The sequence below is a fragment of the Salinivibrio costicola subsp. alcaliphilus genome (assembly GCF_001996185.1).
GTDB lineage: Bacteria > Pseudomonadota > Gammaproteobacteria > Enterobacterales > Vibrionaceae > Salinivibrio > Salinivibrio costicola.
Genome location: NZ_MUFR01000019.1, coordinates 39,258 through 64,447, shown reverse-complemented (window position 1 = coordinate 64,447; position 25,190 = coordinate 39,258). Strand labels below are relative to the sequence as shown.

Sequence of the window (25,190 nt, the reverse complement as noted above, 5' to 3'; positions counted from 1 at the left end):
AGCTACCTCAGCGAGAAGAGAGCTGTGATGTCAGCGATTTATTGCCCTATAACAAAGCGCCCATTCAATCACCAGGCGGGTAGAAATACCCGCTTACGTGTTTTGGCTTACCTGATCCAGCAGGCTTTAATGACAACAAAATGACAAACTATCGTCAGTAAAGCAAAAATCAGCATAGTTAGCCATAAGTAAGCCAGTTAACCCAATGTTAAATTCCTTTAAAGTTAGAAAAGCAGCACAAAAAACGGATGCTTACAGACAGCAATGAAACATTTAGAAACAAAAACCCCGCTAGCGAGGAATAGGAGTGTTGATCCTTAGCACTCTGCAGCAGCGACGATATAATGGAGGGACATCAATGGTAGGAGAGCACCATGAAATCCATTTCGCGTATTACTAAAGCCCCTGCAGCACACTGGGTAGGCAATGGTTTCCCAGCCCGTTCGCTATTTTCCTATCACCATCAAGCGGCGGAGATGAGCCCCTTTTTACTGCTGGACTATGCCGGTCCAATGCACTTTCCTGCCGATGGCGTGAAGCGAGGGGTGGGTGAACACCCCCATCGCGGTTTTGAAACCGTGACCATTGTGTATCAAGGCGAAGTAGAGCATCGTGACTCCACTGGTAAAGGCGGCGTGATTGGCCCCGGGGATGTGCAGTGGATGACCGCAGGTAGCGGCATTATGCATGAGGAGTTTCATTCCAGTGCGTTCAGCCACACTGGCGGCGAGCTGCAAATGGTGCAACTGTGGGTTAACCTTCCCAAACAAGACAAAATGACCGACCCAAGTTATCAAGGCATTAAAAAAGCCAATATCCCCGAGGTTACCCTGGCCGATAAGGCGGGCACATTACGGGTCATTGCCGGTGAGTTTGAGGGTCAGCAGGGGCCGGCCAAAACCTTCAGCCCTATGCAGGTTTGGGATATACGGCTAAACGCTGACGGGAAAACGCAGCTTACGCTTCCCCAAGACTGGACCACCGCGGTGGTAGTACTGGAGGGCAATGTCAGTATCAACGGCTCCGACCCAATTGGCGACGCCGATATGGCACTGCTTAGCCGCCAAGGCCGCGAGGTCGCATTGCACGCCTCACAAGATAGCGTAATTTTGCTACTCAGTGGCGAGCCCATCACCGATCCCATCGTCGGTCATGGCCCTTTTGTGATGAATACCAAGCAAGAGATTTTGCAAGCGTTCAACGATCTGCAAGCAGGCAAGTTCGGACAGTTATAGGGACTAAGCCAAGACGCTGTCATCCGCGAATACAAAAATGGCACGCTGGGTTGTGCGGGTGATCAGTGTCAGTACAGGCTCAAACCCAGGTTTCAGGGAGTGTTTTAAGCTGTAGATATTGCTCATTGATGCGTTCGGCAACCTCCTTGTTTCGGCTATCTCTGCTTGCAAGTAGCTCAGCAACAGCCAACAATGCCTTGGCATTGATATTGATATCCAGCGCCTTTCCCCAGAATGCAGGCACCAACCAGAGCCTGCCCGAAGCGTCTGGCTTTGCTTTGATCAGCGCAAGCTTTTTTTGCAGTGGCTCTAAGGTAAAGAGCTGTAACTCATAAGGCTGTAAATAGCGTGTCAGTTCATCGGCAGCGACTTCTCCCCCCCAGCAATCCTTGGATGTTAAAGGGATGTCTCGCCAATCATCCGGCGCAACTAATTTTAGCCCTCCGAGCTTTGGCCTAAGCACGGTACGATAGTGTTCAATCCAGATCTGATAAAGGGCCTCTTTATCCAAAATGCGACGAGTACGACCAAGACTAACAAGCTTCTCGGCTTCTAAGTATTTAAACCCCTTACTCACCATACCTAATGAGATATTCGCCATCTCGGCTATGGTTCGAAACGGCAGATGCAACACATCTTCCTGAACCAACAAAGCAAACAACAGCTTCATAAAACCTAACCCCGGCTTTGCCGGCTGTGGAATTGCGAGGTGGTTTTCAGTGAGATTTTTGCCCTCAATCCATAGATTCAGCCCGTCATAGCTCAAGCGAGCATTACCGGCCTCATCAATAAAATTGATCGCGTTCTCGGTACAAAAATCGGCGAGATGAGTCGTCAGTCTGTTACACACCAACAAAGTGTCTGAGCGAGCAGCACCTAGCAATGCGGATAGGCTCTCTTTACGATGGATACGCTTTATTTCAGTGCTAAACAAATAGCGTTGGCCGTGCACTGTCAGAGTCACCTCAGCATCGGTGTAATGCTCACCATCCGGCTTAGGATCGAAAGAGTACTCCCCTTGAATATGCGAAGGCAGATTATCCAAAGCTAGCATTAGTAGTGTTGCGTGTTCGTTCACACATAAATACCGTTCATGATTCATGAACAAATAATAGTCGTGAACGATAAATTCCGCAAGATGAGCGGCGAGCTAGAATTAAATAGGCACCGGTTAGCGTAACGCGCGACTGACACTACGTGATTACAATGCACAAGTTAGCGAAGCACTAGCCAACGTGAAAGTGATGAATAAAGCCATAAGGCTCGGTATGCCTGTTAGTTACCGAGTTGATCGATGGGGGGGATAATCCCTTTGGGATCAGTTTTTTAGGCGACTTATAATGCCCTACACTCCGACTAACCCTCTAAAACTGTTCGTTATACTCCCATAAATGTTGTAATGCAGTTGAGTGTTGGGAGACTTTTATTCTTTCTAATGCTTTATGTAATTCTTGTTCCAACAGTTGAGCTAGCTCACCACTGTCATCACCAGCTAACATCTCCCAATACTCATCTGCCAACCTTTTTTCTCCAGCAATAGCAGCTTTTCGAGAGTTTTCCAGTGTACTATCCCCATTAAGATTGAAAACAGCAATGGTGTTATCAGCAAGCTCTTTATTTTTCTGGTTTAGATCACTTCTTGCTCTAACCTCTCCGGAATTAAGAAACAGTATAATCTCACTTGGGTCCATTTGATCAGGTTTACATACTTTAGCTATATCTATACTTTTAGCTGCCGGATGTTCGTCTTTATAATTCCCGCAACGATTCGGGTTGTTACACGACCCAAATAAGTTATTCCAGTCAAATGTCACATCAGGATCTTGACCCTTTCGGACAAAATGTTCTACATGTCTTTTGGTATTGTCCTCACCTAACTGGCACTCACAATATGCACAAAATCCACCCTGCATAATATTGAGCTTTTCCCATATCTCGTTAGTTAAACCATGGCTTGAAATAACAGACCAATTATCTCGACCAGGGCGAAATTGAGCCAAACACAGTGGCGGAGCACCACGAAACAACCTTTTCATCTGAGTCAATTTCCTTTTATTTCTCTGGCCTTTAATTTGAACTCTTTAGTTCTAATATCACCTTTAATTTTTATCACTTCAGGATGATCATAACCAAAATGATTAACTATTTTATAAAATAATTCGACTCCTTCATCCGACTTCCAAGTATTCTCTTCAATCATACCTGAATAATCGGAAAGCCAATTAGCTTCAGTTAAATCTGGTACAGAAAACGTCTCCATAATCTGTTCTAGAACATCAGAGCTACTTACGCCTTGTGTCTGAAATCTTGGCTTTTCTATAGAAGCAAAGTCATTACCATCAAATCTAAGGATACGAATACGTTCTTTATCTACGGTAGAAAGCACCTGTGGGCTATGAGTAGTCACGATGAACTGCAAGTTAGGAAATGTCTTCTGAAGACTTATTAATACTGCTTGTTGCCACTTCGGGTGGAGGTGTAACTCAATCTCATCAATAACGACAATCCCATGGCCACGCAAAGGAGCATCAGCGTTAGGATTTAGTCTAACTAGACGTCTTGCCAAATCCCCAGAAAGAGCTACCAGCATTTTCTGACCTTGCGATAACTGGGCAATGTTTATTCTTTTTCCAAAGTTTTCGACCATTAGCCTAGCTTTTCCAGAGCTACGGTCTACATCAAAGTTTTTAATTTCTGGTACAATCGCTTCTATTGCTTGATTGACCAACTCTAAATGTCGTTGATATTTCCCTGAAGAGGTCGTTTTCATTAAGCGATCTAGATCTTGCTTTCTTATATTTAACTTGGTATTAAATAAGTCATTTTCAGGTGGTTCTTGTCCTGCATAGACATCATCAATAGTGGATTGTAAAATATCTATCTGTAGTTTAAGCTCTTTAACCTCATCAGATTCCTCTCCGTGAGCTTGATTAAAAAGTTCTATATAAAGCTTAGAGAAGTCCTCCAGTTTTCTACTTCCGTCCACCGCTGTTTTCAGGTCTGAAAACCTATTGGTGACACTATCTCCAGATGCTGTCTCTGTAATAGTCGAAGACAGTGAAAAATCTGAGCGCTCAACAGAATAGAATACTAAAAGCGGCAAATATATTAATGGATTTTTCGAAGTAGCTTTGTACATATAAGCTACTTGCTTTATTTCCACTGCATCGGTTGGAGAACGACCTTCATATCCAGAAACAGTGCTACCAATACTTACATCAAATTTATTTATTTTATCAAATTCAAATGTCGTAGCGATCTCACTATACTCTTTAGAGTTAACATGAATATCACTTTCTTTAATCGGCCTGCCATTAACATCTGCTTTTTCCAGATTATTATTAAACCAAGACAGTATCTTCGCTATAGCTTCAGCGATACTCGTTTTTCCAGATCCGTTATCACCTATGACAACAGTTACTTTATCATGAAATGAAATATCAAGACTCTTAAACCTTCTAAAATCGGTCAGGTGCATTGAAGACAGAAAGAAATTTTTCTCAATAAGCGCAGACTCTACTTTATCTAAATATTCATACGCTAAGTTTTTATCTTTATTCTCTACATTTTTCCCTTCAAAGTAGTTTCGATAAAGCTGATATGAGGAATGAAAGTTTCCTTTATCTGAACTTTGAATTAAATGTTTGACAGACCTACTTCTTTTTTGGGGTGACTTAGCCATTTGATTCCTCAATAATTTGAGTTATTAACTCAGAAGTATACTTTCGTTTCAATGATTTTAAAAAAACAGGTTCTACATGCTTAGCGAAAGCAATAAGACCTCTAAGATGTTGTCTACTCTCAATATCTAGTTTATTTAACTGAGCCTGGTGTACTAAATGTTTGATATATCTTTTTCGCTCTCTTCCTAAAGAGAGAGAGCCATTATTGGCAATGGTTATACCTGTAACATGTCTATTATGGGCTCGAGATGAAAACCTAGTTTTCTTTCTATTTATTCTTATCGTACCACCAAATAGTTCACGCAAATTTTCTTTTACCATACTGGGTGCAAAAAAAAGAGAATCCTTATGTTTGGTCGAAAAGGTCAAGTCATCAGCATACCGAGTATAAACAATTTCTTTTTCAGAGCAAAAGTTACTAACTGCACAATCAAATTGATACATAAAGAAATTAGACACAAGTGGAGAGCTTGGTGCTCCTATACTGAGAACCAATGCTCCTTCAGTTTTTTTACTCGGACACCAGAAAAGTAAGTTTTCTAAAGTTTTCTTATCTTGGCTTGAAGGTAAAGGCAGTATAGACTCCCAAGTCTTCCAAAAAATTTTATCAGAGATGGAGTTGAAAAAATTTTCGAGATCCATCTTAAGTAGATAAGGGTTATTTTTATGAGCAATTGCATTATGCTTAATACTAACGCCTTTCCTATAAGCCATCGCTGATTCATGGATAGGTAAATTTTGTATTTCCAGAAACTTACGCTGATACTCTTTCAACTCTTTAGAAGGCTGAGCTATAACACGATGTCCAGAAGTACGCTTTGGAATAGTATAGACTTTATACCTTTTAGGTGCACTTTGGAGAAAATGTGTGATTTCATCTTCACTCTTTTTCAACTCTAATGCTAATCGCTCTATCAAAGTCATATCTAACCCCATAAAAAAGCCCAAGAGCGGCACTCTTGGGCTCAACTCTTTACTAGAGGAAGCGATAGGTTCGCAACCTGATTGACGAACGGAGTGAGGAGATCAGGTTGCGAACCTATCGCAACCATAAAACCGTTCAATAAATTAGAGTCTGGCTAAACACCCGACTAGACGGATTCGTCCTAAGCTAAAGAGCCCTTCAAGTATATAATAAATGTATATGGTTATTCAATTTCCTGTTGTATCGCTCCATTCTTCACAAAATGTTACAAGCGAAGAAACCACTGTCAAGATTGCTGGTGATTTGGCTTATCCCACTAGGCAGCCAAGTTAAAAACGTGAGTATAATACTGTATGCCCTTCAGTAGAGTGTAGATTGTCACCTTTTTACCAGGGTACGTAAAAATACAGGCAAGTGCACCATCACCGGCCCGTGTGCTTTCTAACTACTTGCGTCGGTCAAACGGCTAGCGTCTCATTTTGTCGATTTGATCGACCGATCTCGTCATGTCCTTGTAAGCACGCCCGGCCAACCTGTTTTGGAATATCGCCATTTTCTCGACAATGGCTTCCACCTTCGGGCTGTTTTAGGTGTAGTGTAACCATGACGACAAAAGAGATGACTAACATGACCATAAAAAATGCCAGTCAGAAAAACTGACTGGCATTGTTGTTAGTTGGCAAGGCTTAATTCGCTATATCGCGAGTCTTACTCCCACTCAATCGTCGCTGGGGGTTTGCCGGAGACGTCGTAAACCACGCGGGAGATGCCGTCGACTTCGTTGATGATGCGGTTCGACACTTTGCCGAGGAAATCGTATGGCAGGTGTGCCCAGTGCGCGGTCATAAAGTCGATGGTTTCGACGGCACGCAAGGCAATGATCCAATCGTATTTACGGCCATCGCCCATCACACCTACCGAGCGAACCGGTAAGAACACGGCGAAGGCTTGCGAGACTTTCTCGTAGAGGTCAGCATTGCGTAGCTCTTCGATAAAAATCGCGTCAGCGCGACGTAGCAGATCGCAATATTCTTTTTGAATCTCGCCTAGCACGCGCACGCCTAAGCCTGGCCCTGGGAAGGGATGGCGGAACAGCATGTGATATGGCAAGCCAAGTTCAAGGCCGATTTTACGCACTTCGTCTTTGAACAGCTCTTTGAGTGGCTCAACCAGACCCATTTCCATCTCTTCCGGTAAGCCACCGACGTTGTGGTGTGATTTGATCACATGCGCTTTACCGGTTTTCGAAGCCGCCGATTCGATCACGTCTGGGTAGATGGTGCCTTGCGCCAGCCATTTAGCATTGTCCATTTTACTCGCTTGCTCGTCGAACACTTCGACAAACACCCGGCCAATGATTTTACGCTTCGCTTCGGGATCGGCTTCACCTTTCAAGGCATTAAGGAAGCGGTCTTCCGCATTGACATGAATAATGTTCAACCCAAAGTGATCGCCGAACATTTCCAGCACTTGCTCACCTTCGTTAAGGCGCAGCAGGCCGTTATCAACGAACACACACGTGAGCTTATCGCCAATCGCACGGTGAACCAGCATAGCCACTACAGAAGAATCGACACCGCCAGACAAGCCAAGGATCACTTCATCATCCCCGACTTGCTCACGAATACGCTCAATCGCATCGTCAATAATGGTTGCCGGTGTCCACAAACGCTCGCACTGGCAGATTTGCATCACAAACTGCTCAAGCATCCGTTTGCCTTGGCGCGTGTGCGTCACTTCTGGATGAAACTGAACACCATAAAAACGTTTATCTTCGTTGGCCATGGCTGCAAACGGACAGGTATCTGTTTCAGCGATTTTGACAAAATCTTCCGGAATGGCGACCACTTTATCGCCGTGGCTCATCCACACATCTAAAAGTGGGTGACCATCATCGGCAATAGCATCTTCAATGCCATCAAACAGTGCGCTCTGGCCAACGCGTTTTACTTGCGCGTAGCCAAACTCGCGATGCTCAGAGCCCGCAACCTTACCACCAAGCTGCTCAGCCATGGTCTGCATGCCATAGCATACGCCCAACACAGGCACGCCTGCGTCAAAGACATATTGCGGTGCACGTGGCGAGTTGGCTTCTGCCACGCTCTCTGGGCCACCGGATAGGATGATGCCGTTGGGAGCAAAGTCACGAATGTCTTGCTCATCGACATCCCAGCTCCAAAGCTCACAATACACACCAATTTCACGGACACGGCGCGCAATCAACTGGGTGTACTGGGAGCCAAAATCAAGGATCAAAATACGTTGAGCATGAATGTTCTGGGTCATTATCTGGCTTTCTCAATTAAGTGGAACAAAGGGGAGCTGTGCTCCCCTCTCAAATGCATCGCGGTAGTGATGTCTTTAGCCGAGGCGATAGTTCGGCGCTTCTTTAGTAATGGTGACATCATGCGCGTGTGATTCTTTCATGCCCGCGCCGGTCACGCGAACAAACTGCGCGTTAGTGCGCATCTCTTCTATGGTGGCAGAGCCCGTTAAGCCCATGCTTGAACGCAACCCGCCCATTTGTTGGTGGATGATCTCTTTCATCATGCCTTTGTAATCAACGCGCCCTTCTATGCCTTCAGGCACCAACTTATCGGCGGCGTTATCGCTTTGGAAGTAACGATCAGATGAGCCTTTTGACATGGCGCCCACTGAGCCCATACCGCGGTAAGATTTGTACGCGCGGCCTTGGTAAAGCTCGACTTCACCCGGAGACTCTTCGGTACCGGCGAGCATTGAGCCCACCATCACACAGGATGCGCCGGCAGCAATGGCTTTACACAAGTCACCCGAGAAACGAATACCGCCATCGGCAATTACCGGAATACCATACTCTTGCGCGACGGCAGCGGCATCACTGATCGCGGTAATTTGCGGCACACCCACGCCAGTGACGATACGCGTGGTACAAATAGAGCCTGGGCCAATACCGACTTTTACGGCATCCACACCCGCGTCAATCAAGGCACGTGCGCCCTCGGCAGTGGCAACGTTACCGCCCACAATTTGTAAGTGCGGGTACGAGGCTCTGGCATCACGAATACGTTGTAGGACCCCCTCAGAGTGGCCGTGTGATGAGTCAATAAGTAACACATCGATTCCCGCTTCCACCAAGGCCGCTATACGCTCTTCATTGCCCGCCCCTGCGCCGACGGCACCACCGACACGCAAACGACCTTGTTCGTCTTTACAGGCGTTAGGCTTGCTTTCCGCTTTCTGGAAATCTTTGGCGGTGATCATGCCGCTGAGGTGATGGTCTTGGTTGACGACCAGAATTTTTTCGACGCGATGCTGCTGCATCAACTGTTGCACTTGCTCACGCTCAGCGCCCTCACGCACGGTGGCGAGACGAGACTGAGGGGTCATCACATCTTCAACACGTTTGCTAAGATCTGAGACAAAACGCACGTCGCGTCCTGTAATAATGCCAACCAGCTCTTTTTGTTTATTCACCACTGGATAACCGGCAAAGCCATTGCGTTCGGTCAAGGCTTTGACATCGGCAATGGTCATCTCAGGCGTCACCGTAACCGGGTTAGACACCATGCCCGCTTCATAGATTTTCACCAAGCGCACTTGCTCGGCTTGCTGCTCGATGGTCATATTTTTATGGATAAAGCCAAGGCCGCCTTCTTGTGCCAATGCGATGGCCAAACGGGCTTCGGTCACTGTATCCATTGCTGCAGAGAGCACAGGGATGTTCAGGCTAATTGAACGGGTCAATTGGGTCCGCAGATCCGCATGGTTAGGGAGTACATTTGAGTGGGCAGGGACGAGGAGTACATCGTCAAAGGTTAACGCTTCTTTCGCGATTCTCAGCATTGCAATATCTCACACTAAAAGTTGTGAAGGGGAACAAAATATTGCCGCAGAATTATACGTGCAGCGCAAACGTTTGGCTATCGATTTTTACTAAGAATAGCGATTGATTGTCCAAGACAGATTTAGTCGGTTGATTTATCAACGGATACATTGTTCATTTTTTCGCAATCGATTGCTTCGATCGCCTGGCTATCGTCATGCTGAGTCAGTTGGCATCCCAGTATACGGCAGGTAGTATGCGATCAGGTTTATCAAAAGGATCAGCGATTGTGACCGCGAGTAATCAACATATTTTGTCCGTTTCCCGCCTCAATGCGGAGGTGCGTCTTTGCTTAGAAAAAAACATTGGCATTGTCTGGCTAACGGGCGAACTCTCCAATTTTACCGCGGCAACGTCTGGCCATTGGTATTTGTCACTCAAAGACAACCAAAGCCAAGTGAAGTGTGCCATGTTTCGTGGTAACAATCGTCGCGTGACCTTTAAACCCAAAAATGGGGATCAAGTCCTGGTGCGCGCGCGTGTGTCTATGTACGAGCCTCGAGGCGACTATCAGCTAATCTTAGAAAGCATGCAGCCCGAAGGCGATGGACGACTGCAGCAGGCGTTTGAGCAACGTAAACAAGCGTTAGCCGCAGAAGGGTTATTCGCACAAACCGCTAAGCAAGCTTTGCCCGACCAACCAAAGCGCGTTGGCATAATCACCTCCAAAACCGGCGCTGCCTTGCATGATATTCTGAATGTACTTAAAAGACGGGACCCTAGCCTGCCGGTGGTGATTTATCCGACCCTGGTGCAAGGGCAAGATGCGGCAGTATCGATAGCGCAAGCGATCGGGCGCGCCAATAGCCGTCATGAGTGTGACGTACTGATTGTTGGTCGTGGCGGTGGGTCACTCGAGGATTTATGGTGCTTTAATGAAGAAATTGTCGCCCGTACTATCGCCGCGAGTCAGATCCCCATCGTCAGTGCCGTAGGCCATGAAGTGGATGTGACCATTGCTGACTTTGTTGCCGATGTTCGCGCCCCCACCCCATCAGCTGCCGCAGAGCTTGTTAGCCGTGATCTGAGTTATCGCTTGCAGCAATATCAGCAGCGCGAGCAAGCGCTTAAAAACGCGATCGGCACGCTACTTTATCGCCAGCAACGGGCACTGACGCAACACGAACACCGTTTGTCTCACCAACACCCCCGTCGTCGTCTGCAACAGCAAAGTCAGCATATTGATGAGCTGCAAAGGCGCATTCACCAAGGACTGACGAAACAGCTTTCACGATATAACCACCAGCTTAATGCCCTGGATAGCCGGTTACAACGCGTGACGCCTGAGCATCGTATTCATCAACATCAGGCTCAATTGGCACAGCACCATCAACGCCTCGTCCACGCGATGAACTCGCAATTGTCACACGCGCAGCAGCGACTTTTGACCTTGGTGGCGACCTTGGATGCCGTCAGTCCATTAGCGACGCTCTCTCGTGGCTATTCGATTAGCCGTGACAGTGATGGGCGAATTATTAATAACATCAATCAACTGCATGAAGGCGATATCCTGCGCACCCAGCTCAGTAACGGCGAGATCACCAGCGTGGTACAATAGCGTCATCCAAGTCAGTCGGCTGATTAAACTCTGTACAATACACATCTAACCGATCAGTAAGCGATCGAGCGATCTTGGGGTTAATTCCCCTTGATCAGCTTCCTACCCTGAAAAGAATATTTATCAATACACTTCCCGAAAGCATAAGTTACATGTTCTGCATTTGGATTTTTATCGATATAAAACACTAAAAAATAGCGTTGCAAATTAAAGATCCAGCATAAATGAAATGAGAGTGACGTGAAGGGGTGATGCAATTATCGCCGCTCAAAACCTGCCCAGTCACGCGATAAGCTAAGATCCACGACATCACAGACGACGTGGCTTTAATGTGATTATGATCACGAATGATAAATTCAAGATCCAGGTTTGGATCGTTAAAAGTAGGCGGGATCAAAAAAGCCCAGCATCAAGGCTGGGCTTTCGTTTACTTCTTATTACGGTTTTTAACCATGTCCATCAAGCGTTTGCGTTGACGTGACTGAGATAACGTCAGCTTTTCTTTTTTACCCTCATACGGGTTTTCACTGTTCTGGAACTGAATCTTTATCGGTGTGCCCATAATGTCTAAGGTTCGACGATAATAATTCATCAGATAGCGCTTATAGGAGTCTGGCAACTCACTCACCAAGTTACCATGAACGACCACAATGGGTGGGTTATATCCTCCGGCGTGTGCATATTTTAGCTTCACTCGGCGGCCACGTATCATTGGAGGCTGATGATCATCTTGCGCCATTTTCAAAATACGGGTTAGCATCGCGGTTCCGACACGTTTGGTCGCCGACTGATAGGCTTCTTGAATGGACTCAAACAAGTGACCGACACCGGTACCATGCAACGCAGAAATAAAGTGAACGCGTGCAAAGTCGACAAAACCAAGGCGACGATCCAGCTCGGATTTCACCCGCGTTTTAATCTCGCTATCTAAGCCATCCCACTTGTTGACCGCCAACACGATCGAACGGCCCGCATTCAAGGCAAACCCTAACAAGCTCAAGTCTTGATCAGATATATTTTCTCGAGCATCAATCACTAGCAGCACGACGTTCGCGTCTTCGATAGCCTTAAGTGTTTGAATAACAGAAAACTTTTCAACTTTTTCACTGACATGTTTACGACGACGTATACCGGCCGTATCAATCATCACGTACTCGCGTCCATCGCGCTCCATCGGGATATAAATGGAGTCTCGTGTGGTCCCCGGCATATCGTAAACGACGACTCGTTCTTCACCGAGCATGCGATTGGTCAAGGTCGATTTACCCACATTGGGGCGACCTATAATACCAATTTTAATCGGCAGTGATTGAAGGTAGGCGTACTCATTTTCTGCCTGCTCTTCTGTGTTCACGGTCGGGTTGTCTTGATCATCGATGTCATCTTGCTCATCGGTCAGGTCAACCAGACCTGTCTCTTCCTGCGCTTGCTGTAGCGCTTGTTCGGCAAAGGGCGTCAGAGCACGATTAATCAATCCGCTGACCCCACGACCGTGTGCGGCAGCAATTTGATACATGTTGTCCATGCCTAATTGCCAAAAGTCTGCGGTTGCGGTATCTGGGTCAATACCGTCTACTTTGTTGACGACCAAAAAGCTGGTTTTTTCGCGGACACGGATATGTTGAGCAATATCCCGATCAGCAGGTGTTAATCCTGCACGCCCGTCCACCATAAATAACACCACGTCGGCTTCTTCAATCGCAGCAAGCGATTGTTCGGCCATTTTGGTTTCTACACCCTCTTCTGTACCATCAATCCCGCCGGTGTCGATCACGATAAATTCGTGCTCATCCAGCAATGCCTTGCCGTATTTTCGATCCCTGGTCAGTCCCGGAAAATCCGCTACTAATGCATCGCGCGTGCGGGTAAGACGGTTAAAGAGCGTCGATTTTCCCACATTCGGGCGCCCTACTAGGGCTATAACAGGAATCATGTAGACCTCTTAATTTTCATTCTCTTATCAATAAACAAGGCTCCCAACTGTCTATACAGCCAGGAGCCTAAATATAAAACTGGGTGGCTGATACTAGTCGATAGCCAGCTTTCTCAATTGGCCATCGCGTGTTATCACGATATAGCCATTATCGGTTTGCACGGGCGCCACCGCAATACCCTCGCCTTCAAGCGATTGCTGGGCAACAAAATCCCCAGTTTCTGGATCGAGCCAATGCAAGTACCCTTGGCTATCTCCAACCACGAGATAACCATCGCTTGCCGCTGGCGCAGTTAATATGCGATACGCTAACTCACTGTTGCGCCATTTCTCTAAACCATTACGTGCATCTAATGCGACAATATTGTCTTTATCATCAATTAAATAAAGGCTATTACCCGCCGCAATAAAATCGTTGGCCGATGAAAAATCACGCTTCCATGCTGCTTTTCCCGAGCGTAAATCAATCGACACTAACTGCCCATTATAGCCCACGGCATACAAACGGTCGCCATCAATCACAGGGGTCGCATCCACATCAACAAGACGATCAATTTCGGTCGCCCCTTTGGGTGTCGAAATCGGAATTTGCCAAATAGAGCGACCCGTTTCGATCATCGCGGCGCCAAGACGACCATTCGCCATCCCCCAGAATACACCGCCTGAGACGGTTACGGGGGCACTCTCGCCGCGCAAACTTAGATTAGGGACATCATTGGCGTTACTCCACTGAGGCTCACCGGATTCCGCATCAAGCGCAACCAACTCACCGCGGCTGGTATTAACGATCACCATACCAGCATCGACCAAAGGCTTGGCCAGGATTTCACCGTTCACATTTTGCTGCCAAAGGCGCTCGCCTGTTTCAGCATCCAAGGCATACAGTTCGCCGGTTTCTCCGCCAACATACACCTTACCGTAGGATGCACTCAGCCCACCAGATAACAACGCTGGCGTCTCAGTTTGCACCGACTGCTGCCAAATACGCTCGCCACTTTCAAGATCAAACGCAGCCACTTCTCCCTGGCGGTCAGCGGCGAATACCTTATCGTACGCGACCGTCGGTTGAAGGGCCGAATAATATTGCCCGACACCATCACCGACTTGGGCTTGCCAAATCTGTGATGATGCAATTTTATCCGTTACAGTGGGTAATGGTGCCATTTGCACAACATCTTCTTCACCCGCACAACCGGTCAGTATCGCCAAAGTCGTGGCCACAGCGGCTATGCGCCATAATCCTTTTTTCATACCACGCCCTTATTGACTGAGGTTATCAAGCTTCATCGTGACGGTTGGACTCGCTCCTGCCTCAAGCGAGGCGGTATAGGCATCACGAGCGGCCTCACTGTCCCCTTGGCGAAGCAAAATATCACCGCGAATTTCTTGTACTTTGGCTGTCCAACTTGACGCGGTCACTTTATCCAGTTCACTCAGTGCCGCGTCATACTGACCCAGCTCCGCGTTCACACGCGCTAAACGCGTGGTTACCAACCCATAGAGCACATCATCATTTACCGCTTGCTGGGCCGTTTGCAGCTGTTTACGTGCACTGTCTAGCTCTCCCTGTTCAACCTGTTTCTTTGCCAGGTTAAGTGCCGCCAGCGCTTGATAACCTTCATGCCCCTCGAGCTGGCTCAGTGCCGTGCCATCACCGCGCTCGATACTGTTCAAAGTTTGTTCGTATTGTTGAGAGGCTTGTTCCTTACTTTCGACCTGTTGCGACTGGAAATAACGCCAGCCGTACAAGGCACCTAAACCGACAACAGCGCCGATTACAACCGCTTTCCCGTTATCTCGCCACCACTTTTTAATGGCTTCAACTTGCTGCTCTTCTGTGGTGTAGACGTCCACGATCTGTCCTCTCTAAATCAATGCTTTTAATGTCGCAGCGATCTGATCCTGCTTCAGAGTTTGTTGCTCGCCGCCTTTTAAATCTTTTAGCGCTACCGTTTGATTAGCGACTTCGTCTTCGCCCAAAACCAATGCGACGGATGCGCCGACTTTGTCTGCACGTTTAAATTGCTTTTTAAAACTGCCACCACCAAAGTGCGACATAACGCGTAACCCCGGCACTTGCTCACGCAGGTTTTCGGCTAGTTTCATCCCAGCGGCTAAGGCGCCCTCGCCTGCCGTCACCATGTATACATCCACCACTGGGCGGATATCATCTTGGCTCAGGTTTTCGAGCATCAAGACTAAGCGCTCAAGGCCCATTGCAAACCCGACCGCCGGTGTTGCCTTACCACCGAGTTGTTCAACCAAACCATCGTAGCGGCCGCCGCCACACACCGTGCCCTGCGCGCCTAAGCTATCGGTAATCCACTCAAAGACCGTGCGGTTGTAATAATCAAGTCCACGTACTAGACGGTGATTCACTTGGTATTCGATACCTGCCGCGTCCAAGAGTTCACACAATCCAGCAAAATGTTGTTTTGACTCGTCATCCAGATAATCACTGAGCTTTGGCGCATCAACAAGAATCGCCTGGATATCCGCGTTTTTGGTATCTAATACACGTAGCGGATTGGTCTGCATGCGACGTTTACTGTCCTCATCCAACACCGATTCGTGCTGCATCAGAAAAGCAACCAGTGCTTGGCGATAATCCGCACGCGCTTGCGGCGAACCAATGGAGTTAAGTTCTAAACGGACGTGCTCAGCAATCCCCAGCTCACGCCACATCCGGGCCGTCATCATGATCAATTCGGCATCAACGTCGGGGCCATTCAAGCCAAACACTTCCACCCCAAATTGATGAAATTGACGATAGCGGCCTTTTTGTGGACGTTCATGACGGAACATTGGCCCGGTATACCACAAACGGTGTTCCTGGTTATAGAGTAAGCCGTTTTCGATCCCTGCGCGGACACAACCCGCCGTGCCTTCAGGTCGTAGCGTTAGGCTGTCACCGTTTCGATCATCAAAGGTGTACATTTCTTTTTCGACAACGTCGGTCACTTCACCAATCGCACGGCTAAACAGATGTGTTGCTTCGACGATAGGCATACGTACTTCACTGTAGCCATAGGCACTGACGACCTGTTTAATCGTATTTTCGAGCTTCTGCCACAAAGGAGATTGAGAAGGGAGGCAGTCATTCATGCCTCGGATTGCTTGAATTGTTTTAGCCACGTTAACTTCCGTTACCGATATCATATATAAAAGGGGAAAAGGCAGCCTGATGGCTTAGCCTTCTTGATCGATTTGAGACACCTTGATGCGGTTGCGCTCATCCATCATCGCCGCTTTGGCGCGGATTTTTGCTTCTAACTCATCCACCAAGTTGTCATTGGTAAAGCGCTCTTTTTGACGTTTGCCGTCGAGATAATAAGCACTGCGCTTGTTGCCACCAGCAAGGCCAAGATGTGACGCTTCGGCTTCGCCTGGGCCATTGACAACGCAACCAATGATTGAAACATCCATAGGCGTCAGAATATCTTCTACGCGCTGTTCAAGCGCATTCACGGTGCCGATGACGTCAAATTCCTGACGAGAGCAGCTTGGGCAGGCGATAAAATTCACCCCGCGTGAGCGAATTCGGAGGGATTTAAGAATATCAAACCCAACTTTAATTTCTTCAACAGGATCGGCCGCTAACGACACACGCAACGTATCGCCAATACCTTCAGCGAGTAACATGCCTAGCCCAACCGATGATTTTACCGCCCCTGCGCGCGCACCACCTGCTTCGGTGATCCCGAGGTGAAGAGGTTGCTCAATCTGTTGTGCTAATTTGCGGTAGGATTCCACCGCTAAAAAAACGTCTGATGCTTTCACACTGACTTTAAATTGGTCGAAGTTGAGTCGATCGAGAATATCAACATGACGCATCGCGGATTCTACTAGCGCGTCTGGCGTTGGCTCACCGTATTTTTCCTGGAGATCACGTTCTAGCGAGCCACCGTTAACACCAATTCGAATCGGGATGTTTTTATCGCGAGCAGCATCGACCACCGCACGGATGCGCTCTTCTTTACCGATATTCCCAGGGTTGATCCGCAAACAATCGACACCGTATTCAGCGACTTTAAGCGCGATACGATAGTCAAAGTGAATATCTGCCACTAGCGGGATCGACGTTTGCGCTTTAATTGTTTTGAAGGCTTCAGCGGCATCCATGGTGGGGACCGACACGCGAACAATATCTGCACCCACATTTTCGAGCGCTTTTATTTGCGCCACGGTCGCCTCAACATCTGTGGTGCGCGTATTGGTCATTGATTGCACTGCAATGGGCGCACCATCACCAATCGGCACATTGCCCACATTGATACGTTTGGACGGACGACGTTTAATCGGATTTTCGTTGTGCATATTGACGTTCTCTGATTACTGCGGAAGGCGCAACCGAGCCACTTGCCCGGTTGGGTAGCCATCAAGATCAATATTGTCGCCATTAAAGGTAATGTTCACCACACTTGGCGCCCCAAGTACCAATTGGTACGGCGTTTCGCCAGTTAAGGTAATTTGCTCACCTTCAGCTTTTATTCCTGTCGCCAAGCGTTCGCCATTGGCATCACGCACATCAATCCAGCAATCGCCAGTAAAGGTCATGACCAGGCGGTTTTCGTTGGCGCTTGCGGTTGTTTTTGCTGCCGGATCCGTCACTGGCGCTTGTGCTGTTTCCTGACGACTCGCTGCGTCAGTCGTTTGCGCCTCCATTTGTGTCTTAGCGGCTGTTGCCTCATCAGAGGTAGACACAGGATTCGATTGCCCCTCATCACTGGCTTTGGCCGCGGGTTCTACCGGCTGCGGCGCATCGACTGCTTTAGCAGGCTCAGTGTCGAGTTCATCGGTGCTCGTTTGGGGCTCAGCGGCAATCACAGCACTGTCTTGGTCAGAAGGGGTAGTTACTAACTCATCGGCTTGTTCGCTATCCAGCTGCGTGGGTAACGATGTCATCGCTTGTTGATTTTGCCAATACCACACGCCAGTAATACCCACCGCAATAGCAATGATCACCCAAGACAACCACATCAAACGGCTTTCACTCCTTTGCCGTCGTGTCTTGCGCGAAAAGCTTTGCATTTTCTGAACCGTTGCCGCACTGCTTGCTTCCATATTGCTGTCACCGAGAAGCTGGTCGGCGTCGATTTGCATTAACTTGGCATAGGATCGCAAATAGCCACGCGTAAACGTGGCCAGTTGATCCATATCTGGATTATTGCTTTCGAGGTCCTCGATGACACTGACGCGCAATCGCAGTCGGTCAGCCACATCGCGAACACTCCAGCCCATTTTTTCTCGCGCTTGCTTTAATACTTCCCCGGGCGCAGGTTGCGTATCTTTTTGCGCGTGTTCTTCCGTCTGTTCAGTATTCATTCGCTAAGTACAATTGATATTCTTTGGATTCTGGAAACTGGTGCGCCAATCGCTGAGCATCATGGGCAGCTCGCTCCGTGTTGCCTTGTTGCTGATAAGCTTTGACCAACAATAATAATCCGCTGGGATGGGCACCAACGCGTTTATGGAGTCGTTTGATACGCGTAATGGCACCTGCCTCTTGCCCTCGTTCTATCTCTAACTTGGCAAGTTGTAATCCTGCGCGGACATTCAGCGGGTCATGCTCAGTCGCTTTTTCCAACAAGGCCTTCGCGCTCTTAGTTTCGCCCGCTTTTAGCTGGCAGAACGCGGCATTTTCATAACTGTCTGACACGCGATGATAATACGGTTGTGCGACGGCTTGCAAAAATGCCTCTTTTGCCTCAGCAAAACGCTGTTGTTCGCACAAAAACACACCGTAGTTATTATACACATCGCCTTTTTTAGACGCTTGCGATAACGCTTTTTGATATAAACGGTCCGCTTGGTCGGTTTCACCGACACGTTGTTGATAATACGCCATAGACAGCGAGGTACGATAGTAATTAGGCGCATATTGGTGTGCTTGCTGCAAGTTTTGCTGCGCTTGTTGATAGCGATCACTGTTTAAGTAACCTAACCCCAACGAAATTCGTGCCTCGGCCGCTTGAATCTTATCAAACTTAGCGTCGTTTTGCTGTGAAACTGGCGAGGCACAACCTGCCAACGTGATAATCAACACCCATACCCAGCCAGTTTTTACCATGTTCTTCCCTTATAAAGACCTATAATGCTAGACGGGTCGAACAGGGATCACCTCCTGCGCACCCAGTCGCTTTTCGGCGCGTTTTGTCCGGTCGACAATGTCTCCGGCTAATTGGCCACACGCCGCATCAATATCATCGCCGCGCGTTTTACGCACCGTGACCGTAAAATCGTATTCCATTAAGGTTTTCATAAACCTATCAATACGAGAGTTACTTGGTTTATTGAATGGCGATCCAGGATACGGGTTAAATGGGATCAGGTTAATCTTCGCCGGTGTATCTTTTAACAGCTCTGCGAGTTGGCGCGCATGCTCCATGTAGTCATTCACATGATCGAGCAAAATATATTCAACCGTGACACGGCCACGGTTGGCATTCGAGGTTTCAATATAACGATGCACCACATCTAAGAAAGCGTCGATATCCCAGCGATCGTTAATCGGCATAATTTGGCTACGCAGTTCATCATTCGGCGCGTGCAGTGAAATCGCTAGCGCAACATCAATTTTACCAATCATCTGCTCCAAGCCAGACACCACACCGGAAGTCGATACCGTGACACGACGCTTCGACAAGCCATAGGCATTATCATCGAGCATCAAGTTGAGTGATGGCAGCAGGTTTTTCATGTTCAGCAACGGCTCGCCCATCCCCATCATCACCACATTGGTAATAGGACGGCGTCCGGTTTCTTTTTCGATACCAATTTCTTTTGCGGCACGCCAAACCTGGCCAATAATTTCAGAAACCCGCAAATTACGGTTAAAACCCTGCGCACCGGTCGAGCAAAATTTGCAGTCGAGCGCACAACCAACCTGAGAGGAAACACACAATGTCGCCCGGTCATCTTCAGGGATATACACGGTTTCCACATCTTGACCGCCCACTCGCATCGCCCATTTAATGGTGCCATCTTTTGAGTAATGCGCTTCACTCACCTCAGGGGCTTTAACCTCGGCGACAAGCTTGAGTTTTTCACGTAACTTCTTGTTGATGTTGTTCATTTCATCGAAGTCATCGCAACCAAAATGATACATCCACTTCATGACTTGGTCAGCGCGGAAGGCTTTTTCACCGAGTTCATCGGCGAAATAGGCACGCAATCCTTGCCTGTCAAAATCAAGCAGATTTACTTTCTCTGTCGTCATTGGGGTTGCCTCGTAAAAACTAGCTATATGGTAAGACACGGGTATTGGCCTGGCGTTCTCGAGTGAATACACCTTGAATCTAGTCAAGATCCCTGTTCGGAACGCGCTTAAGGCGCGAAATTGTACAGGCTTTAGATCACACTTTCCACTCTCTATGAGCGTGGTTATTCAGGTAAGAGGCAGGAGAAGAACAAAACAAAAAAGAGGCTCGCGCCTCTTTATAAACCTTTTATATCCGTCTTTGCGTTAACAACGAGGATGAATCTCATCCGCGGTGAAAAAATACGCAATTTCACGTTCAGCCGAGCCTGGGCTATCCGAGCCATGTACGGAGTTATATTGCATACTTTCCGCGTAGTCAGCGCGCAATGTCCCGCAAGCCGCTTCTTCAGGGTTAGTTTTGCCCATCAACTCACGATAACGGTTAATGGCACCCTCGCCTTCCAACACCTGCACCATAATCGGTCCAGAGGTCATAAACTCGACTAAGGACGCAAAGAAAGGTTTACCTTGGTGCTCAGCATAAAACCCCTCAGCCTGTTCTTTGCTAAGGTGTAACATTTTCGCTGCCACGATGCGTAAGCCAGCACTTTCGATACGCTGATAAAGCGTACCAATCAAGTTACGCTCTACGGCATCAGGTTTGACGATAGAAAAAGTGCGTTCAATGGTCATTCGCTTGTCCTTTTACTGTCTAAATCAGGCTCACTAGGAGCAACAACGCGCTTACCCTAGCAAACTTTATTGTCTGCCCCTATCACCAATGCGGTGAAGCGTTAACTCACACAAAAAATTCGTTAACACCTCACCGATTAATTGATGAGGTTATTTGGCTTCATCCAATAACACACGCGACAAGGTTTTCACGCCCATCCCGGTGGCACCGACCGCCCATTTGTCACTGGCGGCTTTACGATAAGTCCCCGAACAGTCGATGTGCATCCAGCCTTTTTGGTAATCTTCGACAAAATACGATAAAAACGCGGCGGCCGTGCTCGCACCTGGCATGTACGCGCCTGTCGATACGTTGGCAATATCAGCAAATGAAGAAGGCAGTAACTTACGATGGAATTCAGCCACAGGGAGAGACCACATTCCTTCACCCTCTTGCTGTGCCGCCTCAAGGGTACGATGGGCGAGCTTATCATCAAAGCTAAACAATGCGTGATAATCGTTACCCAATGCGGCTTTTGCTGAGCCCGTCAGGGTGGCGCAATCAATTAAGAGTTCAGGCTTTTGCTCACTGGCATACATTAAGCCATCCGCGAGCACCAAGCGTCCTTCGGCATCGGTATTCAATACTTCAACCGTCACGCCGTTTTTGTAAGTGATAATATCACCTAGCTTGTAGGCACTGCTTGAGATCATGTTCTCTGCACAGCAAAGCACTAATTTCACGCGCTTATTTAGGCCCTTCGCCACTGCCATCGCCAATGCGCCTGTCGCGGTTGCCGAGCCACCCATATCGGCTTTCATGGTGGTCATAAAATCTGAGCCTTTGATGCTATAGCCGCCCGAATCAAAGGTGATCCCTTTTCCGACTAAGCATGCATAAACCGGTGCATCCGGATCGCCGGTCGGGTTGTAGTCCAATTGCAACATGGTCGGTTTACGCGCAGAGCCTCGTCCAACGGTATAGATGCCGTGCCAGCCTTTTTCTAACAGATCCGTGCCTGAAATAATCTTGTAAGTGACATGCTCCGGCTCCGGTGCCATCGATTTTACAAATTCCCCTGCGCGGGCCACCAACTGATGCGGACCGACTTCTTCTGCCGGTTGGTTGATAATATCGCGCACCCAGTCACCAACAGTTTGCCGAAGTTCGAACTCCTTGGTGTCTGTGTCATTTAAGACCGCTTGCGCAAAAGCCACTTTATTTTTAGGACTGCGAAGCCCTTGGTAAAAGGCCCACACTAATTCAAGATCCCAATGCCCGCCGGTCAGCGTCAGTGCAGGGACACCTTGCCCCTCGAGTTTACGCGCGGCTTGTTGCACCTTATCTCGTTGATTGGTGTCGCTCGGTGCATGGATAAGCGCTTTATCGGCGTCAAAAGAGACCAGCGCATTATCGCCCCATTGCGCGGCTGCCGGCTGATGCGACAGGGTTACTTTTAATGTTTCTGACATTTTGTACTCCTTGTACTGTCGCGCTGTTTTTTACTGTACAGCGTGTTTGACTGGGCAGCGTACGTTGAGTACATGGCACCCAGTGGAATAAAAAAAGCGAACCGATGGGCCCGCTTTTGGTAATAAATCTATTTGGCCGTCAATACTGTGCCGAGCCGGTGACAATAACACAAGTATTATCAATCACTCACGAGAGCTAGCCCTCAGTCTTGCTCATCCATCCAGCACATAATGATCGCTTCCAAAATCCGTTCATTCGAGCGCTCAGGATCATCGTCAAAGTCATCCAGTTCGGTGATCCATTGATGCAAGTCGGTAAAACGTACTGTTTTAGGATCGACATCTGGGTAAGCGTCACACAGCTCAATCGCAATATCGAGTGAATCCGTCCATTTTAAACTCATTTTGCTTCTCCGTCCGTTACAGCATTAGATTAATGATTTTCCGCTGCATGGTTTAGGGTGTAGCGTGGAATTTCGACCACCAGATCTTCATCGGTAATTTTCGCCTGACAGCCCAAGCGGGACTCTGGCTCAAGTCCCCATGCTTTATCGAGCATGTCATCTTCAAGCTCATCACTTTCGTCGAGCGAGTCAAAGCCTTCGCGAACCACAATGTGACAGGTAGTACACGCGCAAGACTTTTCACACGCGTGCTCGATGCCAATGCCATTTTTTAGCGCCACATCGAGGACAGTCTCCCCTTCTTTCCCTTCCAGTTCCGCACCTTCTGGGCATAACTCGTGGTGCGGCAGAACAATAATCTTAGGCATGATTACACCTCATCAATGGATTGACCGGCCAACGCATTACGAATCGATTTGTCCATACGACGTGCCGCAAAGGTCTGGCTGGCTTTATCTAGTGCTTTGATTCCCGCTTCAATGGCAGCGCCATCATCGCCGTTACGCAGCGCGATCAATGTTTCAATTTCGTTCACGAGCGCTTGTTGCTCATTATGATCGAGCAAGGTGTCACCGTCTTGTTGCATGGCGACCAGTAGGCCTTCGATCACCCGATCGGCTTCAACGCGTTGCTCCGCCAAATAGCGGGCATCTTTGTCTTCTTCCGCATGGGTAAATGATGATTTGATCATGTTGGCGATTTCGTCATCATTGAGCCCGTAAGACGGTTTAACCTGGATCGACGAGGCCACACCAGTCGACTTTTCCATGGCCGACACAGACAGCAAACCGTCGGCATCCACTTGGTAGGTCACGCGGACATGGGCTGCCCCCGCGGTCATCGGTGGAATGCCTTTTAAGGAGAAACGCGCCAACGAGCGGCAATCATCCACCATTTCACGTTCACCTTGTACCACGTGCACTTTCATGCCGGTTTGACCGTCTTTAAACGTGGTGAACTCTTGGGCTTTCGCCACAGGAATGGTGGTATTGCGTGGAATGATTTTTTCTACCAGGCCGCCCATGGTTTCAATGCCGAGCGAAAGCGGGATCACGTCCAGCAACAACATGTCAGAGTCGGGCTTATTGCCGACCAAAATATCCGCTTGTGTTGCGGCACCTATCGCGACCACTTTATCTGGGTCGATACTGGTTAACGGTTCACGACCAAAGAAGTCGCCGACTTGATGGCGAACGGCCGGTACCCGGGTTGACCCGCCGACCATCACGACTTCTAGGATTTCATCGGCACTGACGCCGGCGTCTTTAAGCGCACGACGGCACGACATCAAGGTCTTTTTAACCAAAGGGGCGACCAAGGCATCAAAGGTGTCACGTGTCAGCGTACCTTGCCAACCGAGTACGTCAATGTCGGTACTGGCGGAGGAAGACAATGCGATTTTAGCCTGTGTCGCTGCGTGGAGCACCGTACGGCGCTCATCACCACTGAGGGTTTCAAACCCGGCTTGCTCACAGATCCATTGCTCGAGCAGGTGGTCAAAATCATCCCCACCTAGTGCTGAATCGCCCCCGGTGGCCATGACTTCAAACACGCCTTGGGAGAGACGGAGAATCGATATATCGAAGGTCCCGCCCCCGAGATCATACACAGCAATCACGCCCTCTTGGCCCGAGTCGAGCCCGTAAGCAATGGCCGCTGCGGTTGGCTCATTGAGTAAACGGAGTACATTCAGGCCCGCGAGTGTCGCAGCATCTTTGGTGCCTGCTCGCTGCGCATCATCAAAATAAGCTGGAACAGTGATCACCACGCCTTCAAGCGCATCACCCAAGCTGACTTCTGCACGTTCACGTACCGCCCGCAAAATATCGGACGAGCCTTGAACTGGGTTGATGGCACCACGTCGTGTCTCGACTTGTGGCAGGCCATTTTCAGTTTGTGAAAACCGATAAGGAAGTTGCGGATAACGTGTCTGGACGTCATCCAAAGAGCGCCCCATCATGCGCTTGACCGATACCAGGGTGTTGGCACTATCCGTTTGCACATGAGGAAGGGCATCATAACCCACTGAAATGGCATCACCACCATAGTGGACCACCGACGGGATCAGTGATCGATCGTGTTCATCGTTCAAGGTGGTTGCGACACCGCTTCGTACCGTGGCAACCAAAGTGTTGGTCGTACCCAAATCGATGCCGACTGCATGCTTGTGTTCATGCGGCGCGGCACTTTGACCGGGCTCTGAAATCTGTAACAGTGCCATGTCTAATCCTTAAACTTTAC

21 protein-coding genes and 1 pseudogene are annotated in these 25,190 nt (G+C 48.4%); 3 read left to right on the top strand and 19 right to left on the bottom strand.

All coding sequences use genetic code 11. From position 1 onward, the window contains the following. Positions 1–374 precede the first annotated feature (374 nt). Positions 375–1,235 (top strand): pirin family protein, encoded by an 861-nt coding sequence (locus BZJ21_RS08385; RefSeq protein ID WP_077669537.1) that lies wholly within the window; start codon positions 375–377, stop codon positions 1,233–1,235. A gap of 79 nt (positions 1,236–1,314) precedes the next feature. On the opposite strand, the gene BZJ21_RS08380 is transcribed toward BZJ21_RS08385, so the two are convergent. Beyond that, on the bottom strand, positions 1,315–2,313 hold the full coding sequence (locus tag BZJ21_RS08380) for a type IV toxin-antitoxin system AbiEi family antitoxin (RefSeq protein WP_077669541.1): 999 nt from the start codon (positions 2,311–2,313) through the stop codon (positions 1,315–1,317). Positions 2,314–2,419: 106 nt separating this feature from the next. Here BZJ21_RS08380 and BZJ21_RS16865 point away from each other — a divergent pair. Next, positions 2,420–2,542: pseudogene (locus tag BZJ21_RS16865) on the top strand (IS5/IS1182 family transposase); the annotation flags it as partial. 57 nt (positions 2,543–2,599) lie between these two features. On the opposite strand, the gene ptuB reads toward BZJ21_RS16865, so the two are convergent. The 5 genes from ptuB to guaB form a co-directional block, all read right to left on the bottom strand. Then, entirely contained in the window at positions 2,600–3,271 is a 672-nt protein-coding gene (gene ptuB, locus BZJ21_RS08375; RefSeq protein WP_077669536.1) for a retron Ec78 anti-phage system effector HNH endonuclease PtuB, read from the bottom strand. A gap of 5 nt (positions 3,272–3,276) precedes the next feature. Next, complete coding sequence (gene ptuA / locus BZJ21_RS08370; protein ID WP_077669535.1) at positions 3,277–4,917, bottom strand: retron Ec78 anti-phage system effector ATPase PtuA; 1,641 nt, start codon at positions 4,915–4,917, stop codon at positions 3,277–3,279. Continuing rightward, positions 4,910–5,842 carry a retron St85 family RNA-directed DNA polymerase gene (locus BZJ21_RS08365; RefSeq protein ID WP_077669540.1) on the bottom strand — a complete coding sequence of 311 codons (933 nt, stop codon included), beginning with the start codon at positions 5,840–5,842 and terminating at the stop codon, positions 4,910–4,912. The genes ptuA and BZJ21_RS08365 overlap by 8 nt, the downstream gene beginning before the upstream one ends. Before the next feature lie 709 nt (positions 5,843–6,551). Beyond that, a complete protein-coding gene (gene guaA / locus BZJ21_RS08355; RefSeq protein ID WP_021022937.1) occupies positions 6,552–8,129 on the bottom strand; it encodes a glutamine-hydrolyzing GMP synthase in 1,578 nt (525 codons plus the stop codon). Between the two features lie 75 nt (positions 8,130–8,204). Then, complete coding sequence (guaB, locus tag BZJ21_RS08350; RefSeq protein WP_021022936.1) at positions 8,205–9,668, bottom strand: IMP dehydrogenase; 1,464 nt, start codon at positions 9,666–9,668, stop codon at positions 8,205–8,207. 269 nt (positions 9,669–9,937) lie between these two features. Here guaB and xseA point away from each other — a divergent pair, with 269 nt between their 5' ends. Beyond that, positions 9,938–11,266, top strand: coding sequence for an exodeoxyribonuclease VII large subunit (xseA, locus tag BZJ21_RS08345; RefSeq protein ID WP_077669539.1), 1,329 nt, complete (start codon positions 9,938–9,940; stop codon positions 11,264–11,266). A gap of 427 nt (positions 11,267–11,693) precedes the next feature. On the opposite strand, the gene der is transcribed toward xseA, so the two are convergent. The 13 genes from der to hscA form a co-directional block, all read right to left on the bottom strand. Then, complete coding sequence (der, locus tag BZJ21_RS08340; protein ID WP_021022934.1) at positions 11,694–13,199, bottom strand: ribosome biogenesis GTPase Der; 1,506 nt, start codon at positions 13,197–13,199, stop codon at positions 11,694–11,696. A 93-nt stretch (positions 13,200–13,292) separates the two neighbouring features. Beyond that, the gene (gene bamB, locus BZJ21_RS08335) at positions 13,293–14,450 is read right to left on the bottom strand and encodes an outer membrane protein assembly factor BamB (protein WP_021022933.1); all 1,158 of its coding nucleotides are present in this window, start codon (positions 14,448–14,450) and stop codon (positions 13,293–13,295) included. Between the two features lie 9 nt (positions 14,451–14,459). Further along, positions 14,460–15,053 carry a YfgM family protein gene (locus tag BZJ21_RS08330; protein WP_077669534.1) on the bottom strand — a complete coding sequence of 198 codons (594 nt, stop codon included), beginning with the start codon at positions 15,051–15,053 and terminating at the stop codon, positions 14,460–14,462. Between the two features lie 12 nt (positions 15,054–15,065). Beyond that, a complete protein-coding gene (hisS, locus tag BZJ21_RS08325; protein WP_028569626.1) occupies positions 15,066–16,334 on the bottom strand; it encodes a histidine--tRNA ligase in 1,269 nt (422 codons plus the stop codon). A 54-nt stretch (positions 16,335–16,388) separates the two neighbouring features. Beyond that, positions 16,389–17,516 carry a flavodoxin-dependent (E)-4-hydroxy-3-methylbut-2-enyl-diphosphate synthase gene (ispG, locus tag BZJ21_RS08320; RefSeq protein ID WP_021022930.1) on the bottom strand — a complete coding sequence of 376 codons (1,128 nt, stop codon included), beginning with the start codon at positions 17,514–17,516 and terminating at the stop codon, positions 16,389–16,391. Between the two features lie 15 nt (positions 17,517–17,531). Further along, positions 17,532–18,524, bottom strand: coding sequence for a cytoskeleton protein RodZ (gene rodZ / locus BZJ21_RS08315; protein ID WP_077669533.1), 993 nt, complete (start codon positions 18,522–18,524; stop codon positions 17,532–17,534). After that, positions 18,514–19,269, bottom strand: coding sequence for a type IV pilus biogenesis/stability protein PilW (gene pilW, locus BZJ21_RS08310; RefSeq protein WP_021022928.1), 756 nt, complete (start codon positions 19,267–19,269; stop codon positions 18,514–18,516). Before pilW ends, rodZ begins: the two co-directional genes overlap by 11 nt. Positions 19,270–19,296: 27 nt before the next feature. Then, positions 19,297–20,418 carry a bifunctional tRNA (adenosine(37)-C2)-methyltransferase TrmG/ribosomal RNA large subunit methyltransferase RlmN gene (locus BZJ21_RS08305; protein WP_021022927.1) on the bottom strand — a complete coding sequence of 374 codons (1,122 nt, stop codon included), beginning with the start codon at positions 20,416–20,418 and terminating at the stop codon, positions 19,297–19,299. A 246-nt stretch (positions 20,419–20,664) separates the two neighbouring features. Beyond that, positions 20,665–21,093, bottom strand: a complete 429-nt coding sequence (gene ndk, locus BZJ21_RS08300) for a nucleoside-diphosphate kinase (RefSeq protein WP_021022926.1) — start codon at positions 21,091–21,093, stop codon at positions 20,665–20,667. 150 nt (positions 21,094–21,243) lie between these two features. Next, on the bottom strand, positions 21,244–22,545 hold the full coding sequence (gene pepB, locus BZJ21_RS08295; RefSeq protein WP_077669532.1) for an aminopeptidase PepB: 1,302 nt from the start codon (positions 22,543–22,545) through the stop codon (positions 21,244–21,246). Positions 22,546–22,748: 203 nt separating this feature from the next. Beyond that, positions 22,749–22,949, bottom strand: coding sequence for a Fe-S cluster assembly protein IscX (gene iscX / locus BZJ21_RS08290; protein ID WP_077460268.1), 201 nt, complete (start codon positions 22,947–22,949; stop codon positions 22,749–22,751). Between the two features lie 29 nt (positions 22,950–22,978). Beyond that, positions 22,979–23,317: an ISC system 2Fe-2S type ferredoxin gene (fdx, locus tag BZJ21_RS08285; protein WP_077460267.1), complete on the bottom strand. Its 339-nt coding sequence runs from the start codon at positions 23,315–23,317 to the stop codon at positions 22,979–22,981. A gap of 2 nt (positions 23,318–23,319) precedes the next feature. Continuing rightward, complete coding sequence (gene hscA, locus BZJ21_RS08280) at positions 23,320–25,170, bottom strand: Fe-S protein assembly chaperone HscA (RefSeq protein WP_077669531.1); 1,851 nt, start codon at positions 25,168–25,170, stop codon at positions 23,320–23,322. Between the last annotated feature and the right edge of the window lie 20 nt (positions 25,171–25,190).